The organism is Angustibacter speluncae (assembly GCF_054777815.1).
The window spans coordinates 1-24,449 of sequence record NZ_BAAHAF010000035.1; the positions used below are offsets into that span (position 1 = coordinate 1).

Annotated in this window: 23 protein-coding genes; 13 read left to right on the forward strand and 10 right to left on the reverse strand. The window is 76.0% G+C overall.

The features are described from left to right. A partial coding sequence (locus ACYVKY_RS04005) for a lytic transglycosylase domain-containing protein (RefSeq protein ID WP_460433703.1) occupies positions 1-953 on the reverse strand: 953 nt, incomplete at its 3' end. Between the two features lie 180 nt (positions 954-1,133). Here ACYVKY_RS04005 and ACYVKY_RS04010 point away from each other — a divergent pair. Continuing rightward, positions 1,134-2,294 (forward strand): class I SAM-dependent methyltransferase, encoded by a 1,161-nt coding sequence (locus ACYVKY_RS04010; protein ID WP_460433704.1) that lies wholly within the window; start codon positions 1,134-1,136, stop codon positions 2,292-2,294. Here the strand turns inward: ACYVKY_RS04010 and serC are convergent. Both serC and ACYVKY_RS04020 read right to left on the reverse strand, forming a co-directional pair. Beyond that, a complete protein-coding gene (gene serC / locus ACYVKY_RS04015) occupies positions 2,284-3,420 on the reverse strand; it encodes a PLP-dependent aminotransferase family protein (RefSeq protein WP_460433705.1) in 1,137 nt (378 codons plus the stop codon). The genes ACYVKY_RS04010 and serC overlap by 11 nt on opposite strands. Before the next feature lie 43 nt (positions 3,421-3,463). Further along, complete coding sequence (locus ACYVKY_RS04020) at positions 3,464-4,573, reverse strand: citrate synthase 2 (RefSeq protein WP_460433706.1); 1,110 nt, start codon at positions 4,571-4,573, stop codon at positions 3,464-3,466. A gap of 127 nt (positions 4,574-4,700) precedes the next feature. Here ACYVKY_RS04020 and pdxH point away from each other — a divergent pair, with 127 nt between their 5' ends. Next, a complete protein-coding gene (pdxH, locus tag ACYVKY_RS04025; RefSeq protein WP_460433707.1) occupies positions 4,701-5,384 on the forward strand; it encodes a pyridoxamine 5'-phosphate oxidase in 684 nt (227 codons plus the stop codon). Between the two features lies 1 nt (position 5,385). Here pdxH and ACYVKY_RS04030 read toward each other — a convergent pair whose 3' ends face one another. The 3 genes from ACYVKY_RS04030 to ACYVKY_RS04040 form a co-directional block, all read right to left on the reverse strand. After that, a complete protein-coding gene (locus ACYVKY_RS04030; RefSeq protein ID WP_460433708.1) occupies positions 5,386-6,651 on the reverse strand; it encodes an RNA polymerase sigma factor in 1,266 nt (421 codons plus the stop codon). Beyond that, a complete protein-coding gene (locus ACYVKY_RS04035; protein ID WP_460433709.1) occupies positions 6,635-7,024 on the reverse strand; it encodes a YciI family protein in 390 nt (129 codons plus the stop codon). Before ACYVKY_RS04035 ends, ACYVKY_RS04030 begins: the two co-directional genes overlap by 17 nt. Before the next feature lie 92 nt (positions 7,025-7,116). Then, positions 7,117-8,049 carry a S66 peptidase family protein gene (locus tag ACYVKY_RS04040; protein WP_460433751.1) on the reverse strand — a complete coding sequence of 311 codons (933 nt, stop codon included), beginning with the start codon at positions 8,047-8,049 and terminating at the stop codon, positions 7,117-7,119. A 49-nt stretch (positions 8,050-8,098) separates the two neighbouring features. Here ACYVKY_RS04040 and ACYVKY_RS04045 point away from each other — a divergent pair, with 49 nt between their 5' ends. The 6 genes from ACYVKY_RS04045 (at position 8,099) to ACYVKY_RS04070 (ending at position 14,871) form a co-directional block, all read left to right on the forward strand. Then, complete coding sequence (locus ACYVKY_RS04045; protein ID WP_460433710.1) at positions 8,099-8,920, forward strand: serine hydrolase; 822 nt, start codon at positions 8,099-8,101, stop codon at positions 8,918-8,920. A gap of 298 nt (positions 8,921-9,218) precedes the next feature. Continuing rightward, positions 9,219-10,493, forward strand: coding sequence for an MFS transporter (locus ACYVKY_RS04050; RefSeq protein ID WP_460433711.1), 1,275 nt, complete (start codon positions 9,219-9,221; stop codon positions 10,491-10,493). Between the two features lie 44 nt (positions 10,494-10,537). Further along, positions 10,538-11,647, forward strand: coding sequence for an alpha/beta hydrolase (locus ACYVKY_RS04055; protein WP_460433712.1), 1,110 nt, complete (start codon positions 10,538-10,540; stop codon positions 11,645-11,647). Positions 11,648-11,699: 52 nt separating this feature from the next. Then, positions 11,700-12,422 (forward strand): esterase family protein, encoded by a 723-nt coding sequence (locus ACYVKY_RS04060; RefSeq protein ID WP_460433752.1) that lies wholly within the window; start codon positions 11,700-11,702, stop codon positions 12,420-12,422. Positions 12,423-12,461: 39 nt separating this feature from the next. Further along, on the forward strand, positions 12,462-13,718 hold the full coding sequence (locus tag ACYVKY_RS04065) for an ATP-grasp domain-containing protein (protein WP_460433713.1): 1,257 nt from the start codon (positions 12,462-12,464) through the stop codon (positions 13,716-13,718). A 1-nt stretch (position 13,719) separates the two neighbouring features. Further along, the gene (locus ACYVKY_RS04070) at positions 13,720-14,871 is read left to right on the forward strand and encodes a winged helix DNA-binding domain-containing protein (RefSeq protein WP_460433714.1); all 1,152 of its coding nucleotides are present in this window, start codon (positions 13,720-13,722) and stop codon (positions 14,869-14,871) included. Between the two features lie 87 nt (positions 14,872-14,958). Here ACYVKY_RS04070 and ACYVKY_RS04075 read toward each other — a convergent pair whose 3' ends face one another. Further along, positions 14,959-16,188: a cytochrome P450 gene (locus tag ACYVKY_RS04075; protein ID WP_460433715.1), complete on the reverse strand. Its 1,230-nt coding sequence runs from the start codon at positions 16,186-16,188 to the stop codon at positions 14,959-14,961. A gap of 136 nt (positions 16,189-16,324) precedes the next feature. Here ACYVKY_RS04075 and ACYVKY_RS04080 point away from each other — a divergent pair, with 136 nt between their 5' ends. Genes ACYVKY_RS04080 through ACYVKY_RS04100 form a run of 5 tightly spaced genes read left to right on the forward strand, consistent with a single transcriptional unit; the run spans position 16,325 to position 21,846 of the window. Continuing rightward, a complete protein-coding gene (locus tag ACYVKY_RS04080) occupies positions 16,325-17,338 on the forward strand; it encodes a 3-oxoacyl-ACP synthase III family protein (RefSeq protein WP_460433716.1) in 1,014 nt (337 codons plus the stop codon). Then, positions 17,335-18,138 (forward strand): glycosyltransferase, encoded by an 804-nt coding sequence (locus ACYVKY_RS04085; protein ID WP_460433717.1) that lies wholly within the window; start codon positions 17,335-17,337, stop codon positions 18,136-18,138. The genes ACYVKY_RS04080 and ACYVKY_RS04085 overlap by 4 nt, the downstream gene beginning before the upstream one ends. Then, positions 18,135-19,373, forward strand: a complete 1,239-nt coding sequence (locus tag ACYVKY_RS04090; RefSeq protein ID WP_460433718.1) for a cytochrome P450 — start codon at positions 18,135-18,137, stop codon at positions 19,371-19,373. The genes ACYVKY_RS04085 and ACYVKY_RS04090 overlap by 4 nt, the downstream gene beginning before the upstream one ends. After that, positions 19,370-20,905, forward strand: a complete 1,536-nt coding sequence (locus ACYVKY_RS04095) for a class I adenylate-forming enzyme family protein (protein WP_460433719.1) — start codon at positions 19,370-19,372, stop codon at positions 20,903-20,905. Before ACYVKY_RS04090 ends, ACYVKY_RS04095 begins: the two co-directional genes overlap by 4 nt. Next, positions 20,902-21,846: an NAD-dependent epimerase/dehydratase family protein gene (locus tag ACYVKY_RS04100; RefSeq protein WP_460433720.1), complete on the forward strand. Its 945-nt coding sequence runs from the start codon at positions 20,902-20,904 to the stop codon at positions 21,844-21,846. The genes ACYVKY_RS04095 and ACYVKY_RS04100 overlap by 4 nt, the downstream gene beginning before the upstream one ends. An 80-nt stretch (positions 21,847-21,926) precedes the next feature. Here the strand turns inward: ACYVKY_RS04100 and ACYVKY_RS04105 are convergent, their stop codons facing one another. The 3 genes from ACYVKY_RS04105 to ACYVKY_RS04115 are packed head-to-tail and all read right to left on the reverse strand — an operon-like array spanning position 21,927 to position 24,422. Beyond that, complete coding sequence (locus ACYVKY_RS04105) at positions 21,927-22,637, reverse strand: hypothetical protein (protein ID WP_460433721.1); 711 nt, start codon at positions 22,635-22,637, stop codon at positions 21,927-21,929. A gap of 31 nt (positions 22,638-22,668) precedes the next feature. After that, entirely contained in the window at positions 22,669-23,481 is an 813-nt protein-coding gene (locus ACYVKY_RS04110; protein WP_460433722.1) for an ABC transporter permease, read from the reverse strand. Next, on the reverse strand, positions 23,478-24,422 hold the full coding sequence (locus tag ACYVKY_RS04115; RefSeq protein WP_460433723.1) for an ABC transporter ATP-binding protein: 945 nt from the start codon (positions 24,420-24,422) through the stop codon (positions 23,478-23,480). Before ACYVKY_RS04115 ends, ACYVKY_RS04110 begins: the two co-directional genes overlap by 4 nt. Between the last annotated feature and the right edge of the window lie 27 nt (positions 24,423-24,449).

Consider the following 24,449-nt stretch of genomic DNA (forward strand, 5'->3'; position numbering starts at 1 on the left):
GCCGCCGGCGAGCTGGCAGCAGGCGCCGGAGCGGGCGCGGCCGTCGCGGACGGGCGCTGCGCGGCTGCGGATCCCCCCACCGGCTGCGCGCCGGGCGGCAGCGCCGAGGCGTCGACGACGTCGACACCGCGCGCGTACGCGTCGGCGATCGCGAGCACCGTGCGCACGTACTCGTCGGAGTGGTTGTAGCGGAACACCGCGCGCTCGCGGTCGGACCGCTGGCGAAGATCGCCCGGGCCCGAGCACAGGTAGACCCCGGTGGCGGCCGCGGCGTCGTCGACGTCCTGCGGGTCGCGCGCGCCGTCGCGGTCGGCGTCGACGCCGACGGACGACCACGTGCCCGGGATGAACTGCATCGGCCCCACCGCGCGGTCGAAGCGCGTGTCGCGGTCGTGGCGGCCGCCGTCGGTGTCGAGGATCCGCGCAGTGCCCCGGCTGCCGTCGAGCGCGATGCCGATGATGCCGGGACGCGCCACGCCGTCCGTACCGAGGGCGTTCCCGCCGAAGCGCCCGTGCGAGGACTCGACGCGCCCGATCGCCGCGACCAGCGCCCAGTCGAGGTGGCACCCGGGGTCGCCGGCGGCGAGCAGCCGCTCGGCCTGCTGGTAGGCGACCAGGGCCCGCGCGGGGATGCCGCCGCGGTCGATGCGCACCTGCCCGCCGCTGCCGCCCTGGGCCGACGGTCCGGAACCGGCCGCCGGCAGCACCGGACCGGCGCCGCCCGGCACGCGCACGAAGCCGCCGTCGTCGTCGAGCGCGGCGCCGGACGCGCCGCTCGGCGCCTCGACGGCCCGGTCGGGGACCCGCAGCCCCTCCGTCGCCGCAGGTCCACCACCGACCGCCACCGCGGAGCCCGCGGCGAGCAGGACGGCGACCGGGACGACCGCGGCGATCCTGCCGGCGTCCAGGCGCAGCGTGCGGCGTCCCGTGCTCGGTCCGGTCCCGGCACCCATCGGCGCGGCCTCCTCCCGGGCCCTCGTCGGCCCGTCGTCCACCCCCGGTCAGGAGGTACAACGGATGGTGGGGCCGCAGGTCACGCGCCGCCACCGGGACGCCGCCCGGCCGCCCCGGTCCTACGGTGGGCCCGGTCGGACCACCAGGGAAGGGACGCGATGCCGCTCGAGGACTCCGTCGTGGCGCGGCTGCGCGACGCCCTGCTCGACGTCGAGCACCTGGTGCGCGCCGTGGCGAGCGGTCGCGTTCGGGGCGCCGCGCCGCCGGACCCGGAGCGGCTCGAGGTGCGTCCGGTCGACCTCAAGGACGGCCCGGCGCTGCAGCTGACGGGGCGCACCGGCCCCCGGGTCACCCCGCGCACCGTCCCGGCGCGCGACGCGGACGCCCTCGCCGGTGCCGTCGACGAGGCCCTCGCGCTGCCGTACCGCCACTGGCACGTGGAGACCACCACCGCGACCCTCCAGGTGCGGGTGACCAAGCGCGGCGACGCCCTGCTGCACGAGGGGCCCGCGGCGGGACGGCCGCGCGACACCGCCCACGACCGGGCCAAGGAGCGGCTGCTCGACCCGTCCGACCCGCTGTTCGCGGTGCTCGGTGCGGACGGCGACAAGCGACGGCAGGTCGACGCGTTCCTGCGCTCGACCGAGACCGTGCTCGCCCGGGCGCGCAAGGTGGGAGCGATCGGCGACGGGCCGCTGCGGGTCGTCGACCTCGGCTGCGGCAACGCCTACCTGACCTTCGGGGCGCACCGGTACCTGTCGACCGTGCGCCCGGGCACGCGCACGGTCGGCGTCGAGCTGCGCGAGGACCTCGTCGAGCGCAGCGCCGAGCGGGCCCGCGACGCGGGCCTCGAGGGTCTCGAGCTCGTGCCCGGCACCATCGCGGACGCGGACCCGCGTCCCGTGCTCGGCGGCGACCCGGACGTGGTGCTGGCCCTGCACGCGTGCGACACCGCCACCGACGAGGCGCTCGCTCGGGCGGTGCGGTGGCAGGCGCCGGTCGTGCTCGCCGCGCCGTGCTGCCACCACGACGTGCAGCGTCAGCTCACCGCCGCCGGCCACGAGCCGCCCTCGCCGTACGGCGCGCTCGTGCGCCACCCGATCCTGCGCGAGCGGTTCGCCGACGTGCTCACCGATGCCCTGCGCTCGCTGCTGCTGCGCCAGCACGGCTACCGCGTCGAGGTGGTCGAGTTCGTCGACTCCGCCCACACCCCGCGCAACGCGATGATCCGCGCGGTGCGCACCGGCGCCCCCGCGCGCCCCGAGGTGGTCGCCGAGTACGAGCAGCTCGTCGAGCAGTGGCAGGTCGAGCCGGCGCTCGCCCGCATGCTCAGGGGGTGAGCCGCTCCAGCACGTGGTCGACGCAGGCGGTCAGTGCGCGCACGTCGTCGGGGTCGATCGCGGGGAACATCGCGACGCGCAGCTGGTTGCGGCCCAGCTTGCGGTAGGGCTCGGTGTCGACCACGCCGTTCGCGCGCAGCACCGCCGCGACGGCCAGCGCGTCGACCGACCCGTCGAGATCGATGGTGCCGACCACGGGGGAGCGGTGCGCGGGGTCGGTCACGAACGGCGTGGCCAGCGCGTGCGCCTCGGCCCAGCCGTACAGGTGCGACGACGACTCCGCGCTGCGCCCCGCGGCCCACGACAGGCCGCCGCCGGCGAGCATCCAGTCGACCTGCTCGGCGAGCATCACCAGCGTCGCCAAGGCCGGCGTGTTGTAGGTCTGGTCGAGCCGGGAGTTGCTGATCGCGGTGGTCAGGCTCAGGCCGTCCGGGATCCACCGACCGGACGCACCGAGCTCCTCGGCCCGGGCGACGGCGGCCGGCGACATCAGCGCGATCCAGAGCCCGCCGTCGGACGCGAACGACTTCTGCGGCGCGAAGTAGTAGACGTCGCAGGCCGACACGTCGACCTCGATGCCGCCGGCACCCGACGTCGCGTCGACCAGCACCAAGGCGTCGTCGGCCGCGCCGTCGACGCGGTGGACCGGCGCGGTCACACCGGTCGAGGTCTCGTTGTGCGGCCAGCAGTAGGCGTCGACACCGTTCTCCGCCAACGGTTCCGGCCGCGAGCCCGGTGCCGACGAGATCACCGACGGGTCGGCGAGGAACGGGGCCGCCGCCGTGCACGACGCGAACTTCGCCGAGAACTCGCCGAACGACAGGTGCTGCGACCGCTCCCGCACCAGGCCGAGCGTCGCGACGTCCCAGAACAGGGTCGACCCGCCGTTGCCGAGCACGACCTCGTACCCCTCGGGGAGCGAGAACAGCTCTGCCAGGCCGCTCCTCACCCGCCCGACCAGCGAGCGCACGGGCGCCTGCCGGTGCGAGGTGCCGAGCAGCGTGGTGGCCTGCGCGCGCAGGGCGTCGACCTGCTCGGGGCGCACCTTGCTGGGCCCGGAGCCGAACCGCCCGTCGCGGGGCAGCAGGCCGGCGGGGATCTCGATCGGCGGCGTCGTCGTGCTCACGCCGCCATCCTGCCGCACCGCCGCCGTGGGGCGGCGGCGCGTCTCAGGCGACGGGCCAGCCGGTGACGGCGTCGACCCCGCGCGGGCCGTGCCCCACGTACCGGGCGGACGGGCGCACGAGCCGGCCGGTGCGCTTCTGCTCGAGCACGTGCGCCGACCAGCCGGCCGTGCGGGCGCAGCTGAACATCGGCGTGAACATCGAGGCGGGCACCTCGGCGAAGTCGAGGACGACGGCCGCCCAGAACTCCACGTTGGTCGCGAGCACCCGGTCGGGACGCCGCTCGTGCAGCTCGGCCAGCGCGGCCTCCTCGAGCGCGGCGGCCACCTCGAACCGCGGCGCGTCGAGCCGCCGGCAGGTCTCGCGCAGCACGCGGGCGCGCGGGTCCTCGGCCCGGTAGACGCGGTGCCCGAAGCCCATCAGCCGCTCGCCCTTGTCGAGCACCTCGCGCACGTAGGCGCGGGCGTCGCCGGTGCGCTCGACGCCCTCGAGCATGTAGAGCACCCGCGACGGGGCGCCGCCGTGCAGCGGACCGCTCATCGCCGCGACCGCGCCGGACAGGCACGCCGCGACGTCCGCGCCGGTCGAGGCGATCACGCGGCTGGTGAAGGTCGAGGCGTTCATGCCGTGCTCGGCGGCCGACACCCAGTAGGCGTCGACGGCCTCGACGTGGCGCGGGTCGGGCTCGCCGCGCCAGCGGATCATGAACCGCTCGGTGATCGTGCCCGCCTTGTCGACCTCGCGCTGCGGCACCATCGGCCGGTCCTGGCCGCGGGCCGACTGCGCCACGAACGACAGCGCCATCACCGACGCGCGGGCGAGGTCGTCGCGGGCCTGCCCCTCGTCGATGTCGAGCAGCGGGCGGAAGCCCCAGATCGGCGCCAGCTGCGCGAGGGCGCTCTGCACGTCGACCCGCACGTCGCCGGTGTGCACCGGCAGCGGGAACGGCTCGGCCGGCGGCAGGCCGGGGTTGAAGGCGTCGTCGACGAGCAGGCCCCACACGTGCCCGTACGACACCCGTCCGACCAGGTCGTCGATGTCGACGCCGCGGTACCGCAGCGCGCCGCCGTCCTTGTCGGGCTCGGCGATCTCGCTCTCGAACGCGACGACGCCCTCGAGCCCCGGGACGAACGACGGGTCGGCCTGCGCTGCCATGGGTTCCCCTCTCCTGGCCCGGACGGTGCGCGGCGTCGTCGCCGGCCCGTGGTGCCGCGCCCATCATGGTCCAGTCCGCCGCCGGGACGAAGGGCCGGGTCCCGCCGCGCTGGTTAGGGTCGGGCACATGGCTCACGACGGGGTCGTCGACCCGAGCGCCCGCATCGACTACAGCAGCGAGCACATCCCGGACGTCCTGACGTCCGGCACGCCGCTCGAGGCGATGAGCACCTGGTACCTCGAGGCGAGCGAGGACGAGCGCGTCGTCGAGCCGGGCGCGATGGTCGTCGCGACCGTCGACGAGCTGGGTGCGCCCGACGCGCGCACGGTGCTGCTGAAGCACCTGGACGCCCGCGGCCTCGTGTTCTTCACCGCCACCACGTCGGCGAAGGGACGCGAGCTCGCCGCCCGGCCGGTCGCCTCGGTGGTGCTGCTCTGGCACGCGATGCACCGGCAGATCCGGGCGCGCGGCGAGGTCGAGCGGGTGAGCGAGGAGGACACGCTCGCGTACTTCACCTCGCGGCCCCGCGGCTCGCAGGTCGCGGCCTGGGCGTCGATGCAGTCCGAGCCGCTGGCCTCGCGGGCCGACCTCGAGGCCGCCGTCGCCGACGTCGAGCGCCGGTTCGAGGGCCAGGAGGTGCTGCCGCTGCCGGACTTCTGGGGCGGGTACCGCGTCCGGCCGCGCGCGATCGAGCTCTGGGCCGGGCAGCGCTCGCGGCTGCACGACCGCTGGCTGTGGACGGCGGCCGACGACCAGCCCGCGCTGCTCGACGACCCGACCCGGTGGACGGGGACGCGGCTCCAGCCCTGAGTCAACGCGCTACCACCCGCTCGGCCCGGCGGTGCAGGTAGCGCTGCTCCGGCCGGCTCGCGGTGAGCCGGGCGGCCTCTCGGTAGGCGTCCGCCGCGGCGGGCAGGTCGCCGACGTCCTCGAGCAGGTGCGCGCGCACGGCGTGCACGCGGTGCAGCCGGCGGGTCGACGGGTCCGCGAGCAGCGGCGCGAGCAGGGCGAGACCCTCCTGCGGCGTGCGCGACATCGCCACCGCCACAGCGCGGTTCAGCGTCACGGCCGACGACGGCGCCACATCGTGCAGCATCGCGTACAGCAGCGCGATCTGGTGCCAGTCGGTCTCGTCCCACCGCCGCGCCTGCGCGTGGACGGCGGCGATCGAGGCCTCGAGCTGGTAGCGGCCGACGTGGCCGCGCGGCAGCGTCCGCTCCAGCAGCGCCAGGCCCTCGGCGGTCATCGCGGCGTCCCAGCGGGCGCGGTCCTGGTCGCGCAGCGGCACCAGGTCGCCCGCACCGTCGGTGCGGGCCGGCGTGCGGGCGTGGGTGAGCAGCATGAGCGCGAGCGCCCCCGCCACCTCGGCGTGGTCGGGGACGGCGGCCAGCAGCAGCCGGGTGACCCGCACCGCCTCGCCGGCCAGGTCGGCGTCGACCACCGCGTCGCCGCCGCTCAGCGCGTAGCCCTGGGTGAAGGTGGCGTGGCAGACGTCGAGGACGGCGCCCACCCGGGCCGGCAGCGCGTCGGGCGAGGGCAGCTCGAACCGGGCGCCGCCGTCGCGGAGCACCGCCCGCGCCCGGCTCAGGCGCTGGGCCATCGTCGGCACCGGCACCAGGTAGGCGGCGGCCACCTGCTCGGTGGTCAGGCCCGCGACGCACCGCAGCGTGAGCGCCACCTGCGAGGGACGGCTGAGCGAGTCGTGGCAGCACAGCAGCATGAGCCGCAGCGTGTCGTCGGCGTCGGCCCCCTCGGCGTCCGCGCCGGCACGGGCCGCACCGACCGGGTCGTCGACCCGCAGCGCGACGGCGTCGGCCACCTCGCGCCGCTCCCGCGCCGTCCGCGACCGCACCCGGTCGACCAGCCGCCGCGAGGCCACCCGCACCAGCCAGCCCCGCGGGTTGCTCGGCACGCCGTCGGCGGGCCACTGCCGCACAGCGGCCTCGAGCGCCTCCTGCACGGCGTCCTCGCAGTCGCCGAGGTCGCCGTGACGGCGGAGCAGCGCCGCGAGGACGTGCGCCGACTCGCGCCGCCACACGTCCTCGACGACGGCGTCGAGGTCAGTCGTCGTCGCCACCGGGCCACATCACCGGGCGCACCTCGACGGTCTCGCCCGGGCCGGAGAAGGCCAGGCCGATCTCGTGCGCGCGCTCGGGCGTGACGTCGACGAGGAAGAAGCCCGCCAGGTGCTCCTTGGCCTCCGAGTACGGGCCGTCGGTGGCGACCGGCTCGTCGCCGGCCCAGCGGTAGAGCCGCGCGGCGGACGGGTCGCCGAGCGCCTCGCCGTGCACGAGCTCGCCGGCCTCGCTCAGCTCGCCGAGCACGCGCTCGAACTCGGCCTGCAGCCGGTCGCGCTGCGCCTGCGGCAGCGCGCGGTGCTCGGCCAGGTAGTCGCTGGTGGGGTGCCCCCACGGCTGGGGGTTGCTGTGGATCAGGACGACGTAGCGCACGGGTGCTCCTCGCTCGGACGGTCGGTCTTACGGTCGATCACGTGGGACGTCGGAGCGGCCGCGCCGCCCTCGACACCGCCGGGCGGGCGGGTTCAGCCCTGCGTCGCCGGCCCCGGCACGAGCACGCGCCGGTCGGCGTCGAGCCGCCCGCGGCTGCCGAGCGCGACGGTGAGGTGCCGCACGCCGTGCCCGACGTCGACCCCGTTCACCATCGGGACGCCGAGGTCGCCCAGCCGGTCGAGCAGCAGCTCGTCGACCGAGTCCGGCGACCCGCAGCCCCACCACGTGCCGCCGACGACGCCGGCCACGCCGTCGAGCGCGCCCGCGCGCCGCAGCTGGGTGAGGGCCCGGTCGAGGCGGTACATCGGCTCGTCGACGTCCTCCAGCACGAGCAGCGTCCCCGCCGCGGACCGGCGGGAGGACCGGGCGCCGACGCCGGCGGCGAGCAGGGTCGCGGTGCCACCGACCACGACGCCCTCGGCCGTGCCCGGCACCAGGGTGCGCACGTCGTCGCCGCCGACCGGGCCGGGGTCCTTGCCGAACAGCGTCTCGCGCAGGTGCTCCTGCGACACCGGGTCGTCGTGGAACCGGTGCGAGGCGACCATCGGCCCGAGCAGGGTGGCGACGCCGAGCTCGACCGAGACCGCCTCGTGCAGCGCGGTGACGTCGCTGAAGCCGACCAGGAACGGCGGGGGCTCGTCGTGGCGCGCCGCGCGCAGGGCCGACCAGTCGACCTGGTCGAGCATGCGGTGCACGCCGTACCCGCCGCGGGCGCAGAGCACCGCGGCCACGTGCGGGTCGCACCAGGCGCGGACGAAGTCGCTGGCGCGCTCGCCGTCGGTGCCCGCGAGGTAGCCGTTGCGGTGCCGGCCGAGGACGTGCTCCCCGACCTCGACCTGCAGCCCCCACGACTCCAGCAGGTGCGCCCCGACCTGCAGCCGGTCGGGGTCGATCGGGCCGGCCGGCGCGACCACGCGGACGGTGTCGCCGTGCACGAGCGGTCGGGGGCGGCGCAGCTCGGTCAGCACCCCGGCAGTATGCGCGACGGGGCAGACTCCCGCGGGTGAGCGTCCTGTGAAGGTCCTGCCCGACGGCGTCGGCTGGTGGGTGGGTCCGGCGGGCGCCGCGCCGGGCGTCCCCGCGTGGGACGAGAGCGGTGCCGACGTCGTGCACCCCGCGGCCAGCACGGTGAAGGTCGCCGTGCTCGCGGCCGCGGCGCGGGCCGGGCTGCACGTCTCGTCGCGCCCGGTGCCGGTGCACCCCGCGTTCGCGTCCGCGGTCCCGGGCGAGCGGTTCGCCGTCCTGCGCGAGGAGGACGACGACGAGGACGTCTGGGACGCGGTCGGCTCGTCCGTCCCGGCGTCGTGGCTGGTGGAGCGGATGGTCGTGCGCTCGTCCAACCTGGCCACCGACCTCGTCCTCGAGGCCACCGGGCTCGGCCCGGTGCGCGAGGTGCTCGCCGACGCCGGCTGCACCGCCACCGCCGTCGACCGGCTCGTCGACGACGTGCCGGCCGCGCGCGCCGGTCTCGTGCTGGCGACCACGCCGCGCGACCTCGCGGTGCTGCTCGGTGCGCTCGCGGGCGGGCGCCTGCTCGACGCCGCCGGCACCGCGCACGCGCTCGCCCTGCTGCGCGCGAACGAGCACACCGACGACGTGGTCGCCGGGCTCCCGCCCGGCACCGATGTGGCGCACAAGAACGGCTGGGACGTCGTGGACGGCCGCACCGTCCGACACAGCGTCGCGCTGGTGACCCCGCCGGACGCGGCCGCGTACGTGCAGGCGATCTGCACCACGACCGACCTCCCCGACAGCGCTGCCCGCGAGCTCCTCACCGCGCTCACCCGGCGGTGGTGGGACGCCTGCCACGACCTGCCCGCGGCCGGATCGCGGTAACCCCGTGGACGCCGTCCGGATCGCGACGTAGCGTGGCCGTACACGGGAAAGGAGGTGGTCCACGTCGTGAATGACAGTCGGACGCGTGAGGTGGCTGCCGCCTAGGCAGCCCGCTGAGCACAACGGGCGGACTACCGGCAGTCTCCGGCAGTCACCGCAGCCCACGGGGTCGCTGATCGTCCGCAGCGAGCGCCGGACCCTCCTCGGGTGAGGACCGGAACCCCGTGGGCTGTTCCCTGCCCGGGCGCGGGTCCGCCCGGGTGCGCGGCCTCCCGGGCCGCGGGTGAGGATGGAGCACGTGCCCCGCCTCCTCGCCGACGTCACCCCGCTGCGGGTGAGCGTCCCGTACCGGCGGCTCTGGTCCGGTGCGTTCCTGTCCGGCATCGGCACCCACCTGACGACCACCGCCGTCGGCCTGCAGGTCTACGAGGTGACCGGGTCGACGTTCTCGGTCGGCCTGGTCGGCCTGTTCGCGCTCGTGCCGCTGGTCGCGATGGGTCTGTACGGCGGGTCGGTCGTCGACGCGCACGACCGGCGCACGGTGGTGATCCTGTCGACCACCGGCACCTTCGCCGTCGCCGTGCTGCTGACGCTGCAGTCGTGGGCCGACCTGCGCAGCGTCTGGGTGCTCTACCTGCTCGTGGCCGTCCAGAACGGCCTGTTCGGCATCAACCAGCCCGCGCGGACGACGATCATGCCGCGCATCCTGCCGCCGGAGCTGATGCCCGCGGCCAACGCGCTCGGCAGCCTGACGATGGGCACCGGGCTGATGATCGGCCCGCTGCTGGCCGCCGTGCTCATCGACCGGGTGGGCTACACGGCCGCGTACGCCGTCGAGTCGGCGCTGCTCGTGGTCACCCTCGTCCTGCTGGTCGGCCTGCCGTCGGTGCCGCCGCAGGGGCAGACGAGCCCGCCCGGCCTGCGCTCGGTCGTCGAGGGCCTGCGCTACCTCGGCACCCGGCCCAACGTCCGGATGACCTTCCTGGTCGACCTCGGCGCGATGATCCTGGGCATGCCGCGGGTGCTGTTCCCCGCGATCGGCGCCGCGCTCATCGGCGGCGGCGCGTTCACGGTCGGCGTGCTGTCGGCCGGTCTCGCGGCCGGCACCGTGCTCGCGGGCCTGCTGTCGGGCCCGCTCGGCAACGTCCGGTACCAGGGGCGGGCGGTCGTGCTGGCGGTGCTCTCGTGGGGCACCTGGGTGGCCGCCTTCGGCGTCGTGGTGGCGCTCGCTCCTGGCCCCCCGCCCGGCGGAGGCCCGCACTGGACGATCTGGCCGGCCGCCGCGTGCCTGGCGGCGGCCGGCGCGAGCGACACGGTGTCGGCGGTGTTCCGCACCACGATCCTGCAGACCGCCACCCCCGACTCGATGCGCGGCCGGCTCCAGGGCGTGTTCATCGTCGTCGTGGCGGGCGGCCCGCGCCTGGGCGACCTCGTGCTCGGGACGCTCGGCGACCTGACCACCGAGGCCTGGGCGGCGATCGCGGGCGGCCTGGCCGTGCTGGTCGTCACCGTGCTGCTGGCCGTGCGCCAGCCGCGGTTCTGGGCCTACGACGCCCGCGACCCCCAGCCCTGAGCGTCCCGCCTCGCGGCAGCGGGCCGGGCGGATACCGTGGACGGATGCCGGTCCCGTCCGACGTCGCGCCGAGCGCGACGCCCTCGTCGGACGATCCCGGCTGGGTGAGCGGCACCGAGGGCAACGAGCTGGTGTTCCGCTACGCCGACCCCGACGGCGAGCTGGCATCCCTGCGGCTCTGGCAGGAGATCGGGGTGCCGGGCGACCAGCTCGACTTCGAGCGGGTCGAGGGCGGGTGGGAGCTGCGGCTGCCGCGCCCGTCGGTGCACCGGCTCGAGTACAAGCTCCAGGGCGTGACGACGGGAGGCGACGAGGTCTGGGTGCTGGACCCGACCAACCCGAACGTCGTCGGCGGGGCGTTCGGCGACAAGAGCTGGCTCGCACTGCCCGGCTACCAGGTGCCCGCGTGGACCGAGACCGAGTCGGTGCCCTGGACGGTGACCGACCACGTCGTGGAGGGCACGCCGGTCGGCGAGGTGCAGCTGATGGTCTGGGCGCCCGAAGGCGCAGGTCCCACGCTGCCGCTGCCGCTGCTGCTGGCGCACGACGGGCCCGAGTTCGCGCTGTTCGCGGGCCTGACGCACTTCGTCGGGGCCGGGGTGGCCACCCAGGAGCTGCCGCCGATGCGGGTGGCCCTGCTGGTGCCGGGGGAGCGCAACCGCCGGTACGCCGCGAACCCGGGCTACGCGGCCGCGCTCGTCGAGCACGTCGTCCCGTTCCTGCGCGAGACCTACGCCGTCTCGGGCGATCTCGCGCTCTCGGGTGCGAGCCTCGGCGCGCTCGCGGCGCTGCACGCCGAGTGGACGCACCCGGGCACGTTCGGCGCCCTGCTGCTGCAGTCCGGCTCGTTCTTCACCCCGACGACCGACCCGCAGGAGAGCCGCTTCGAGTTCTTCGCCGAGGTCACCGGTTTCGTCGCCGAGGTGCTGGCGGCGACCGAGGCGCCGTCGACCCCGCTGGTCGCGATGTCGTGCGGCGCCACCGAGGAGAACGTGCACTGCAACCGGGTGATGTCGGCCCACCTGTCGTCGCTGGGTCTCGACGTCGACTGGGTGGAGCACCCCGACATGCACAACTACACGTCGTGGCGCGACGTGCTCGACCCGCGGCTGGGCACCCTGCTGCGGCGGCTCTGGACCGAGACCGCGTCGTGAGCGAGGAGGCACCGTGACCGACCGCGAGCAGGTGGAGCTCGGCACCATCGGGATGGACCGGCCCGGCACCGTGGTCCGGTACGGCCACTACGGGCAGCCGGTGCTCGTGTTCCCGTCCGAGCAGGGCCGGGCGTGGGACTACGAGAACAACGGCATGGTCGACGCCCTGCGCCCGCTGCTCGACGAGGGCCGGGTCAAGCTCTACTGCGTCGACTCCTTCGACCACCTGTCGTGGAGCGACCGCGGCGCGTCCCTGGAGCAGCGAGCCCGCCGGCACCAGGACTACGAGGGCTGGCTGCTCGGTGCGGTCGTGCCGTTCGTCCGCCAGGACAGCCCCGGGTCCGGCGACGACGGTCGCGGCCTGGTGGCCACCGGCTGCAGCCTCGGCGCCTTCCACGCGCTCTCGCTCGGGCTGCGGCACGCCGACGTGGTCGACCGCGTGCTCGCGCTCTCGGGCAGCTACGACCCGTCGGCCTGGCACGCCTGGGGCGAGCGCGGCGACGCCGCCTACTTCACCAACCCCACCGACTACGTGCGGAACCTCGACGGCGACCACCTCGACTGGCTCCGCTCGCGGCTGCGCACGGTGCTCGTGGTCGGCCAGGGTCCGTGGGAGGTGCACCCCACCGGGTCGCTGCCGTCGACGCGGGACATGGCGAAGCTGTTGCAGGACAAGGGCATCTGGTGCGAGCTCGACGAGTGGGGGCACGACAGCGCGCACGACTGGCCGTGGTGGCAGCGGCAGGTCGCCCACCACCTGCCGCGCCTGCTCTGACCACTGGTCGGCGGTGCGCGTCACCGCTAGGTTCGGGCCATGGCTGACCGCACCACGCACCTGATCGGTCTGCTCCTCGGCGCCGAGGAGGACTGGCCGACCGCCTTCGAGCACGTGCTGCGCACGGTGGGCCCCGTCGCCCACGGCGGCCGCACCCACGAGGTCGCGAGCGAACGGCTCACCATCGAGCCGTTCGAGCTCACCGACCCCGCGCGGCCCGACCTGGTGATCGACCGGCTCGCCTACTGGTACTACCACCCGCGCGAGTGGCTGAAGAAGGCCGCGCTGATGAACGGCACCTACCTGCTGAACTCGCCGTTCACGTTCCAGTCGATGGAGAAGCACAGCGCGTACTGCGCGATGCTTCGCCTCGGGCTCAAGGTGCCGCGCACCGTGCTCGTCCCGTACAAGAACCCGGTCGACAACGTGCGCTGGGCGTACACGTCCGAGAAGTACAACCAGTCCTTCGACCTCGACGCGATCGCCGACGACCTCGGGTACCCGCTGTACATGAAGCCGTTCGACGGCGGCGGGTGGCGCGGCGTCTCGCGCATCGAGGACCGCGCCGACCTGCACCGCGCCTACGACGAGTCCGGGCAGATGCTCATGCACCTGCAGGCCACCGTCGACTACGACGAGTTCGCGCGGGCGCTGTCGATCGGGCCCGAGACGATGGTGATGCGGTTCCAGCCCGACAAGCCGATGCACGAGCGCTACGCCGTGGCGTACGAGTTCCTCTCGCCGAAGGCGGGTCACGAGTGCGCGGCGATCAGCCGGATCGTGAACGCCTTCTTCGGCTGGGACTTCAACTCGGCCGAGATGCTCGTCGCCGGCGACGAGGTCTACCCGATCGACTACGCGAACGCGTGCCCCGACGTCGCGGTCACCTCGCTGCACTACTACTTCCCGTGGGCGATCACGGCGCTCGTCCGCTGGTCGGTGTTCGCGCTCCTCCGCGGCCGGCAGCCGCAGCTCGACCTGCGCACCGCCCGGTACTTCGAGGTCGCCGACTCCGACCGCAGCTACGAGGAGAAGGTCGACGCCTACCTGGCGCTGGCCGACGAGCACTTCGAGGCCGACCGGTACGCCGAGTTCTGCGCCGGCGAGCTCGCCCACGTGCCCGAGCGGGTGCACGAGTGGGTGCAGGGCCCGTCGTTCGAGCGGCTGCTGCGCGACACCGTCCAGGCGACGTACCCGCCGCACGAGCAGGACCGGTTCATGGACCACTTCCGCGGCCTGGTCGGCCTGTGGGTCGACGACGAGGCCACCCGGCTCGGGTCGTCCGCACCGGCCTGACGTGCTCCGCCCGTACACCTGGGAGCAGCTCGCCCGCGCCACCCTGCGCCGCCAGTTCCCGTCGGTGCGCGGACGCGGCGCCGACGCCGTGGTCGAGCTCGTCGACCGGGTCGGGCCGGTGCAGTCGCAGGTGGCGCGCTCGCCGTTCGTGACCGCGTCGTCGCGGCTGCCGGGCGTCGCACGCGACGCCGTCGTCGAGGCGTACGAGTCGCACCGGCTCGTGCGCGGGACGTCGGTGCGGGGCACGGTGCACACCAGCACGGTGCCGCAGCACGAGCTGCTCGACGCCGTCTCGCGGCGCACGCTGGCCGCGTGGTGGCAGCGCGGGCTCGGCCTCCCGCTCGAGGACGCGCTCGCCGTCCGCGCCTCGGTGGAGGAGCTCGCCACCGGCGGGTGGCGCACGCCCGACGAGCTGCGGGAGCACCTCGCCGACCGGCTCCGCGAGCTCGGGCACCCGCGGGCCGACGAGCTGGACTCGTTCGCGCGGGGCCTCGCCCACGGCCACAGCGCCCTGGTGCGGCGGCCGCTGGCGTCGTCGGCGTGGGACCGGCAGACCGCGCCGGTGTACCGCTCGGCGGCCGAGCTGCTGTCCCGTCCGCGCGAGCGGGTCGTGGCCGACCCGCGGGCCGCGCTGGTCGAGGTGGTGCGCGGGCACGTGCGCTGGTTCGGTCCGTCGAGCCGGCGCGACGTCGCGTGGTTCACCGGCGACCGGCTCACCGACGTCGACGCGGCTGTCGCGGCGCTCGGCGACGAGCTGGTCGGACGGCCCGGCCCGGACGGCGAGACCTACCTCGACCTGGCCGACGGCGTCCGCGGCGGCGATCCCGACCCGGGCACCCGGCTGCTCCCGGAGTTCGACGGGCTGCTGATGGGCCGCGACAGCAAGCGGCGGCAGCGCTTCGTCGACGAGGCCCACCTGCCCTGGTACTGGACGCAGGGCAACGGCCTGTTCGCCTGCGTCCTGCTGCACGACGGGCGGCTGCGCGCGTCGTGGCGGTTCGAGGGGTCGGGACGGCGGCGCGTCCTCGCGGTGCGGGTGTTCCCGGGCGAGGCACTGGTCCCGGAGGATGCGCTCACCGACCAGGTGCGCGCCCTCGAGACCGCGCTGGCGATCGAGGTGCCCGACGTCCGCGTGACCCGGGCGGGCGACTGAGGTCACCGCACTCCGGATCGCCGCCTTGTCGGGGTGCGACACGCGCGAACGCCCGGGAACACGGCGGATCGGGAAGGGGGGACGGGGCTAGACGAGCTCGACGTCCAGCCGGGCGTAGGTGGGGATCAGCGCGCGCCGGGCGGGGTCGCGGCGCACGACCCGCCACCGGCGTCCCGTGCCGGCCAGAGCCCCCACCACGTGCGCGATCTCGGCCTTCGCGACCGGCGCTCCCAGGCACAGGTGGCGGCCGGCGCCGAACCACAGCTGGCGGGTCGACGGGTCGTACGGGCGGTGCACGTCGAACGCGCCGGTGACGTTGTCGGCGACGTAGGTGAGCAGCACGACGCGCTCGCCGGCCCTGACGTCGAGGCGTCCGATCCTGGTGTCGCGCACGATGTTCCGTCCGATCACCGGGGCCGGCGTGCTGACCCGCAGGCCCTCGCGCACGGCGTCCGGGACGAGGGACGGGTCGGCGACGACGTCGGCGACCTGGCCCGTGTCGGCCAGCAGCGCGACCGTGCGGCCCATCGCGCTCGCCGCCGTCTCGGTGCCGGCGACCAGCAGCAGCGTGGCGAGCCCGGTCGACTCGCGCTCGGACAGGCCCATCTCGCGGCAGCGACCGAGCAGGGTGTCGGGACCGCTCTCGCGGAACGCCTGCGGCACGTCGCGGGTCAGCTCGCCGACGAGCTCGCGCGCCCTCGCGACCGTGTCGTCGGACAGGTGGGTGCTCGCCTGGGTGCCGACCGCGAGCCCGGCCAGCCGCTCGCCTGCCGCGTACACCTCGAGGTACGGCGCGGGGTCGGCGTCGTCGTCGGCCAGGTCGGGCAGCCGCAGCCCCAGCAGCGAGACGACCATCCGGCCGACCAGCTCGCGGGCGAGGGCGGCGACGTCGAGCGTCCCGCCGCCCTCGAGCCGGGCGACCGCGCGCCCCACCGGGCCGTCGAAGACCGGACCGACGATGCCGGCCGCGTTCGCCTCGGTGAACAGGTCGCGGGAGCGCCGGCGCAGGTCGACGTGGCCCGGTCCGTCGAAGGAGTCGAGCACCCACTCGCCCAGCACCTGCGCCCACAGGTGCCCCACGCCGCCCTCGCCGAGCAGCGAGGTCGAGCGGTAGTCCTTCAGCACCTCGCGGATCAGCACGGCGTCGGTGACCACGACGCCGAGGCGCGGGACGCGCAGCACGCCACCGCGCACCGGGCCCAGGGTGCGGCCGGTGGCCACCAGCGCCGACAGCCCCGGGTTGGCCGCCGCGAGCAGCCGCTGCTCCCACCACGCGCCGCCCCCGCGCACCGTCCGCCCACCCGTTGTCAAGAGCACGCGTCCCCCTGCTGATCTCGTCAGGACGCCCTGGGCGCGCCCTCCCCACCCCCTACCGTAGAGCCGCAGGACGGCCGCCCGACGCGGCGTCCACCGGCCGACCGGCCGACACGGGGCCGACACGGGGAGGGGACCCATGGGCACCACGGGAGCGCGGATCGCGGGGGTCGCGACGCACCTGCCGTCGCGGTGGACGAGCAGCGAGGAGACCGAGCAGCGGGTCGTCGAGGCCAGCGCCGGCTTCCGCCCCCCGCCCGGCATCGTCCGCAGGGCCACCGGGATCCACGGCCGGCACGTCATGCCGGACGACTGGCAGGCCTCCGACCTCGCGGTCGCCGCCGCCGGCAAGCTGCTCGCCGACCAGGGGCTCGACGTGGGGGACGTCGACCTGCTGCTCTTCGCGTCGGCCTCGCAGGACCTCGTCGAGCCCGCCACCTCGCACATCGTCGCCGCGACGCTCGGCGCGCGCTGCCCGGTCTTCGACGTCAAGAACGCCTGCAACTCGGTGCTGAACGCCGTGCAGGTGGCCGACGCGCTCGTGCGGGCAGGCCAGTACCGCCGGGTGCTCGTCGTCACCGGCGAGAGCCCGTCGCGCGCGACCCGCTGGGCGGTGCGCGACCTGCGCCAGCTCGCCGAGTCGTTCGCCGGTTACACGCTCTCGGACGCCGGCGCCGCGCTGCTGGTCGAGGCGTGCGCCGAGGGCGACGGCATCCTCGCGCAGGGGCACACCGCCGACTCGACCGCCTGGACCGCCGGGACGCTGCCCGGCGGTGGCTCGCGCCGGCCGCGCGACCTCGACGCCACGTACTTCCACCTCGACGGCGCGCGTCTCAAGGAGGCGTTCGAGGCGGTCGGACCCGCGACCGTGACGAAGGTGCTGCTCGAGGCCGGGATCACCTGGGACGACTGCGATCTCGTCGCCGTGCACCAGGTGACGCTGCCGTACGTGCACGCCTTCGCCGACCGGTGCGGCATCCCGCGCGAGAAGCTCGAGGTCACGGTGGCCGACCACGGCAACTGCGCCTCGGCGTCGTTGCCGCTCCAGCTCGAGCGGGCCGTGCAGACCGGACGCCTCGAGCGGGGGTCGCTGGTCGCGCTGGTCGGTCTCGCGGGCGGCATCAGCGTCGGGACGATGGTGCTGCGGTGGTGAGCGGTTCCCTGGTGCCGGTGCGGGTCGCGGTCGTCGTCCCGGCGTTCGACGAGGAGCGCGGCATCGGCGGCACGCTCGCCGCGCTCGCCGCCCAGGACGACACCGCCTTCGAGCTCGTCGTCGTCGACAACCTCAGCACCGACGGCACGGTCGGCGTGGTCGAGCGCTTCGCGGCGTCCGCCCCGTTCGGCGTGCACGTCGTCACCGAGACGCGCAAGGGGACGGGCGCGGCTGCCGACACCGGTGTGCGCGAGGCGATCTCGCGCGGCGCCACCCACGTGCTCCGCTGCGACGCCGACACGCTGCCGAGGCACGACTGGACGGCGAACGCCCGCCGCTGGTTCGCGACCGGCGACGAGCTGCTGACCGGCCCGATGCTGCCCCGCACCGACGAGTTCCCCCTGCGGCTGTGGGAGCGCACGCTGGTGCCGCTGCTGGTCCCGGGTGCGGCGCTGTTCGGGCGCTACCGGCCGAGCAACCGCGGCTCCGACGAGCAGGGACGCCCCTACCGGGGGCCGTACGTCATGTGCCCCGGGTGCAACCTCGGGGTCTCGGCGCGCGCCTACGAGGCCTCGGGCGGGTTCCCCCGCACCGCGATCGAGGAGGTGCACGAGGACCGCGCGCTGGTGAACCGGGTCCGGGTGGTGAGCGAGCGCGTCGCCTACCGCCGCGACGTCGTGGTGCGCGCCTCGGCCCGGCGGCTGCGCGCGTACGGCCTGCGGGCGACGCTGCGCTGGTACCTCGACCACTCCCACACCCCCGACGTCGTCGACGTGCGGCTCGGCGCCGGTCGGCCGTGACCGCGGTCGACACCCGTCCGCGCGCGGACGCGGTGCTGCGGCACGAGGACGCCCTGCTGCGGGCCGCCCACCCGGTGGCCTTCCCGCTCGTCGAGGCCCTGCTGCGCGGACGGCCCGCCCGCCGGGTGCCGGGTGTCGGGGTGCTCGTCGGCGACCCCGCGCTCGTGCGTGGCGTGCTCACCGACCCGTCGTACCGCAAGGACGGACCCGGGTCGTCCGGCGCGCTCTGGGCCGGGGTGCTCGGCCACCGCACGCTGATCGGCATGGACGGCGAGCCGCACCGCCGGCTGCGCACCGCGCTGAACGGGCTGTTCACCCCGCGTGCCGCCGAGCAGGTCTGCACCCGCGTGCTCACCGCCCCGCTGCAGGACGCCACCGCCGCGCTGGCCGCCGGGCGTCCGGTCGACCTGGTCGAGGTGACGCGGCGCGCGGCCACGGCCGTGATCGCCTCGCTCGTGGGTCTCGTCGACGACGGCGCCTCGCCGGACGAGGTCGCCGCGGCGGGCGACCTGCTGCTGCACGCGGGCGACGAGGTGCTCGGCATGGTCGGGCTCGGCACGCGCCGGCTCTCGGCGGAGCAGGTCGCCCGGGTGCGCGAGCTGTTCGCTCCGCTGACGGCCGCCGCCACCGCGGCCTACGACCGCGCCGACGGCACCGACAGCGTGCTCGGGCGCCTGCCGGCACTGAGCATCTCTCGCGCCCAGGCGCCCTCGCTGGCCGCGGTGCTGCTGCTGACCGGTACCGAGACCGTGACCAGCGCCGCGCCGCGGGTGGTGGCGATGCTGCACGACAGCGGGCACCTCGACGACGTCGCCGCCGACCGGACGCTGCTCGCACCCTTCGCCGCGGAGGCGCTGCGGCTGGCCACGCCGTCACCGGCGATGCTGCGACGGGCGACCGTCGCCGGGCGGCTCGGACCGGTCGAGGTGCGACCCGGCGACCGGGTGCTGGTCGCGACCTGGTGGGCGACGCGGCTCGCGGGCGGGCTGCAGCCGGGGCGCTCCTGCCCCGCGGAGGTGCGCAACCTGTGGTTCGGCGCCGGTCCGCACTTCTGCCTCGGGGCCGCCCTCGCACGCACCGAGATCGAGGCGGTCGCCGGCGCGGTGCTCGACGCGCACGACCCCGGCCGGCCGGTGCGGGTCGTGGACCGCGAGGCGGCGCGCGGCGTGCTCGTCCCGTCGTACCGCCGGCTCGTGCTGCAGGCCGGTGGGGCCGGGACGAGGACCGGGACGTGACCGCGCGCGACCTGGTCGAGGCGGTCCTCGCCCACGGCGCCGCCTCGCCCGGGCGGGTGGCCGCGGTCGGGGCCGACGACCAGGTGCTCACCTACGGCGTGCTGGCCGACCAGGTGCGCCGCGGGGCGGCGGCGCTGGTGGCGCACGGGATGGCGCCGGGCGACGGCGTGCTCTTCGCGGTGCGCCCGAGTCCGCGCGCGGTGGTGGCCGCGCTGTCGGTGGTCGCGGCGGGTGGTGTCGTGGTGGTCGCCGATCCCGGAGCGGGAGAGGGGTTGTCGTCCGAGCGGCTCGCCGCGGCGCACCCGGTCTGGACGATGGCCGAGCCGCTCGTGCACCTCGCCACCAGCGGCCCGCTGCGCGGGCTGCTGGCTCGCCGCGGTCTCGCGCTGCCCGACCTGCGGGCGCCGGGTCTGCGGCACGTGCTGGTCGGCGGGCGGTGGCTGCCCGGCGCGCCCCGCGACGCGCTGCGCTGGTCGGCGCTGCTGCGCGAGGCGGACGGGGTCGCGCCGCCGCCCGTGCGCCCGGACGCCACCGCGCTCGTGGTCTTCACCTCGGGCACGACCGCGTCACCGCGCGCGGTCACCCACAGCCGCAGCAGCCTCGCCGCCGGGCTGCACGCGCTGCTGCCGCGGCTCGACCTCGTCCCGGACGACGTCGTGCACACCGACCAGATGATGATCGGCCTGCCGGTGCTCGTGGCCGGCGCCACGTGGTCGTTCGCGCCCGTCGGCGCCGACGGCGCCCGGCTCGCCCGGACGGCGTCCGAGCGCGACGCGACCGTGCTCTACGCGGTGACCTCGACCGTCGACGCGGCTGCCGCCTCGGGCGCGCTGCCGCGGACGCTGCGCCTCGTCGCGATGGGTGGTGCACCGGTGACGCCGGCTGTCGTGCAACGCGTCCGGGACGCCGTGCCGTCCGCGCGCGTGCTGGGCGTCTACGGGCTCACCGAGGCGCTCCCGGTCGCGACCGTCGACGGCGACGAGCTGCTGGCGCACGGGCGGGTACCCCGCGCCGGGCTGCTGCTCGGACGTCCCGTGCAGGGGACGCGGCTCGAGATCGACGGCGCGGGAGAGCTGTTCGTCTCCGGACCCCAGGTGTCACCGGGCTACCTCGGCGGTCCGCCGCTCGACCGGGTGGCCACCGGCGACCTGGTCGCGCGGCTGCCGGGGGGCCGGCTCGAGCTGCGCGGACGGGCGAAGGACATGATCCTGCGCGGCGTCACGAACATCTACCCGGCGCTGGTCGAGCCGCTGGTCGACCGGCTGCCCGGGGTGGCCGCGTCCGCCCTGGTGGGGCTGCCCGACCCGCGCACCGCCGACGAGGAGGTCGCCCTCGTCGTCGTGCCGGTGCAGGGCGACGGCCGCGGGCTGGCGGACGACGTGCGCCGCCGGCTGCCCGCGGTGCTCGACGCCGCCTGGCTGCCCGACCACGTGCTCGTCGAGCCGGCGCTGCCGACGTCCGGGCGGTCGGCCAAGGTCGACAAGGACGCGCTGCGCGAACGGGTCTCGTCCCGCCTCGGGAAGGTCCCGTGAGGGTCGCGGTCACGGGGGCGAGCGGGTTCGTCGGCGGAGCGGTCTGCCGGGCGCTGCTCGCGGCGGGGCACGACGTCGTCGGGCTGGCGCGTCGCCCCCGCCCGGGCGGGCTGCCGGCGGCGGTCGACTACCGCCGCCACGACCTGGCGGCCGGCCCGGCGGCGGGCGTCCCCGACGTGGGGGCCGTGGTGCACGCCGCCGCGTCGGTCGACGACTGGGCGCCGCTGGGGCGCCAGCGTCCGGCCACCGTCGACGGCACCCGGCACGCGCTGGCCACCTGGCCGTCCGCCCGGTTCGTGCACGTGTCGACCGCCAGCGTGTACCCGCCGTGGAAGCGGGGCGTCGTCCGCGAGAGCGACGGCCCTGACGGCGCGCACGCGGGGCCGTACAGCGAGGCGAAGGCCGAGGCGGAAGCCGTGGTGGCGCAGGCGGTCTCGGCCGGACGCGATGCGGTCGTGCTGCGACCGCACGCGGTGTACGGGCCGGGCGACCCCACGCTGCTGCCGCGCCTGCTCGACGCCGTGCGGGTGGTGCGCGGGCGGGGGGTGCTCGTGGTGCCCGGGTGGTCGACCACCCGCGTGCACCTGACGTCGGTCGAGCTGCTCGCGCGCGCCTGCGTGGCGGCGGTGCGCTCGTCCGCGACCGGCGTGGTGAACGTGGCCGACGCGGCGCCGCTGCCGCTCGCGGCGGCGCTCGACCAGGCGTTCCGGGCGGCCACCGGCGAGGTGCCGGTGCGCGTGCACCTGCCGTTCCCGGTCGCCCTCGGGCTCGGGACGGCGCTCGAGGCGGTGGCGCGGGCGCGCGGGGCGTCCGAGCCGCCGCTGCTCACCCGCTACGTGGTGAGCCACCTCGCCGTCAGCCGCGAGCTCGACCTCACCCGGCTGCGCCGCGACCTCGGCGTCGACCCGCCGCCGACCGACCTGCGCCTCGTCCGTCCCTGAGCGGCGGACTCAGCGAGGTGAGCACGCACTCCACGTGGCGCGCACGCCACGTTCGGTAGGTGACCGCCACCTGGACGTGGTCAGCGACCGAAGGCGGCGGGGTCGACCTGGACCCACACGTGCTCGGCGGTGGCGAGCAGCTCGGGGCCGTCGCCGGCGACCGACCACAGGGTCGCGGCGGAGCGGGTGCGGCGGCCCTCGGTCCCGAGGTGGCGGGCGGTGACGACGCAGCGCTCGCCGGGTGCCGGAGCGCGGTGCACCTGCCCCGTCACGGTCCCGAGCACCATCGGGCGTCCCGCGAGGCCGCCGGACCAGCCGCCGGGGCAGTCGACGGCCGCCCAGGTCTGGGGGACGTCGACCGTGTCGTCCGGCACCCAGGCGCAGGCGGTCTCGCCCGGACGGTCGTCCAGCCAGCCCGGCGCGAGCCGCAGGCCGTCGCCCGGCAGCCGGTCGGGGCCGCAGACGAAGCAGGTGGGGAAGGGGTGGTCGGCCAGGCCGTCGAACCGGGCCGAGGCCCCCTCGGCGGTCGCGAGGTCGACCGGGTCGACGACGGTGAGCGCGGGGTCGTCGACGGTGGAGGCCGTCAGCACGACGACGCCGTCCCGCGCGGCGGTCGCGGTGCCCCCGGACACCTCGACCTCGAGCGGGACGGCGAGCGGCGGCGGCGCCTGCAGCCGCACCTGCACGGCGGGGGCGCCGGGCAGGTGGGCCGCCAGGGCGCCGGCGCACCAGCCCCCGTTGCCGGAGGCGGGTGGGCCGTGGAACCGGTGCGGCACGACGAGCGAGGTCACCCGCCCGACGGTAGCGCCGCACCGGCCCGGGTCACTTCACCTCGGACCGCAGCAGCCGCCAGACGCCGGCGGCCAGGGGCAGCAGCACCCAGAGCGCGCCGGCCGACGCGAGCCGCAGCCAGTCGTCGCCGGTGGCCCACTCCGCACCGGAGAACGGCCCCTGGGCGGCACCGAGGTCGGCCCACTCCTGCAGGTTGTCGCGCACCCACGGCACGAACGAGGCGACGATCGACCAGACGGTCGGCAGCACGAAGTACAGGACGATCGCCGCGGGCGAGCTCATCAGCAGCATGCCGAACGCGAAGGCCATCAGCAGGCTGACCACCAGCACCAGGCCGGCGTTGGCGACGGCCGCCAGGGTGATCGACCAGGGGTCGACGAGGTCGTGCGTCGCCGCCGCGACGGCCGTGCCGGCCGCGCCGAACGCGGCCGCCACCGCGAGGGTGACGACGGTCGCCACGAGCGACACCAGCAGCTTCGCCACGACCACCCGGCCGCGCCGCGGCTCCAGGCCGAAGGTGATGAGCGCCGAGCGCTGCGACCACTCGCTGGTGACGAGCAGGATCGCCAGCACCGGGAGCAGGAAGCCCGCCGGTGCGGTCGAGATGGTGAGCAGCGACGAGAAGGTCAGCATCTGGTCGGGCGCGAAGGCCACGACCCCGGCCACGACGACCAGGTTCGCCAGCACCATGAGCGCGACGAGCCAGAAGCCGGCCCGGGTGTCGACCAGCTTGCGCGCCTCGACCGCCACCAGGCGCAGCAGCGGCACGCGCGGCTGGGAGGTGTCGATCGTGACGGGGAGGTCTGGGGCAGAGGGGTTCTTGGTCAGGGTGGCGGTGCTCATCGGTTCGCTCCGGTGGTGGCGAGGGCGGGCTGGGCGGGGACGTGCTGGGACGGCGTCTCCCGCTGCGTCCGGGCGGTGAGCTCGAGGAACATCGCCTCGAGGCCCATCCCGTCGGCGGGTCGCAGCTCGACGAGCGCGAGGCCGGCCGCGGCGGCGACCTGCCCGACGTGCTCGGGGTCGGTCTCGGTGCGGACGCCGCCGTCGTGGGCGTCCTGGGTCGCGACGCCGGCAGCGGCGAGCGCGGTGGCGAGGGCCCGCGGGTCGGCGGCCCGGACGAAGGTGCCCGCCGTCCGCAGCAGCTCCCGGGTGGCGCCCTGCGCGACCACGCGGCCGCCGCCGATCACCACGAGGTCGTCGGCGATCACCTCGATCTCGTGCAGCAGGTGCGACGACAGCAGCACCGTCCCGCCGCGGTCGGCGTACTCGCGCAGCAGCCCGCGCATCCAGTGGATGCCGGCCGGGTCGAGGCCGTTGGCAGGCTCGTCGAGCACCAGCACCTTGGGGTCGCCCATCAGCGCGTGGGCGATGCCGAGCCGCTGCCGCATGCCGAGCGAGTAGTGGCGGATGCGCCGCTTCGACTCCTTGGGCGTCAGGCTGACCCGCTCGAGCATCTCGTCGACGCGGCGGCGCGGCAGGCCCATCGTGATCGCGGCCAGGTCGAGCACCTCGCGGCCGGTGCGGCCGGCGTGCTGGGCCGAGGCGTCGAGCAGGACGCCGACCTGCGTGGCCGGGTTCGGGACGTCGCGGTAGCGCACGCCCCCGACGAGGGCGCTGCCCGAGGTCGGCGGGGTGAGCCCCGACAGGATCCGCATGGTGGTGGACTTCCCGGCGCCGTTCGGGCCGAGGAAGCCGGTGACCCGTCCGGGACGGGCGGTGAAGGTGACGTCGTCGACGGCCCGGAACGAGCCGTAGACCTTGGTGAGGTGCTCCACGGTGATCATGGCGTCCACGCTCGCCTCCACGAGGGT

Excerpts from the sequence above, each read along its gene's own strand:
- ACYVKY_RS04020 (WP_460433706.1), bottom strand. The coding sequence starts at position 4,573 with ATGGCAGCGCAGGCCGACCCGTCGTTCGTCCCGGGGCTCGAGGGCGTC.
- pdxH (WP_460433707.1), top strand. The coding sequence starts at position 4,701 with ATGGCTCACGACGGGGTCGTCGACCCGAGCGCCCGCATCGACTACAGC.
- ACYVKY_RS04055 (WP_460433712.1), top strand. The coding sequence starts at position 10,538 with ATGCCGGTCCCGTCCGACGTCGCGCCGAGCGCGACGCCCTCGTCGGAC.
- ACYVKY_RS04060 (WP_460433752.1), top strand. The coding sequence starts at position 11,700 with ATGGACCGGCCCGGCACCGTGGTCCGGTACGGCCACTACGGGCAGCCG.
- ACYVKY_RS04065 (WP_460433713.1), top strand. The coding sequence starts at position 12,462 with ATGGCTGACCGCACCACGCACCTGATCGGTCTGCTCCTCGGCGCCGAG.
- ACYVKY_RS04080 (WP_460433716.1), top strand. The coding sequence starts at position 16,325 with ATGGGCACCACGGGAGCGCGGATCGCGGGGGTCGCGACGCACCTGCCG.
- ACYVKY_RS04110 (WP_460433722.1), bottom strand. The coding sequence starts at position 23,481 with ATGAGCACCGCCACCCTGACCAAGAACCCCTCTGCCCCAGACCTCCCC.
- ACYVKY_RS04115 (WP_460433723.1), bottom strand. The coding sequence starts at position 24,422 with ATGATCACCGTGGAGCACCTCACCAAGGTCTACGGCTCGTTCCGGGCC.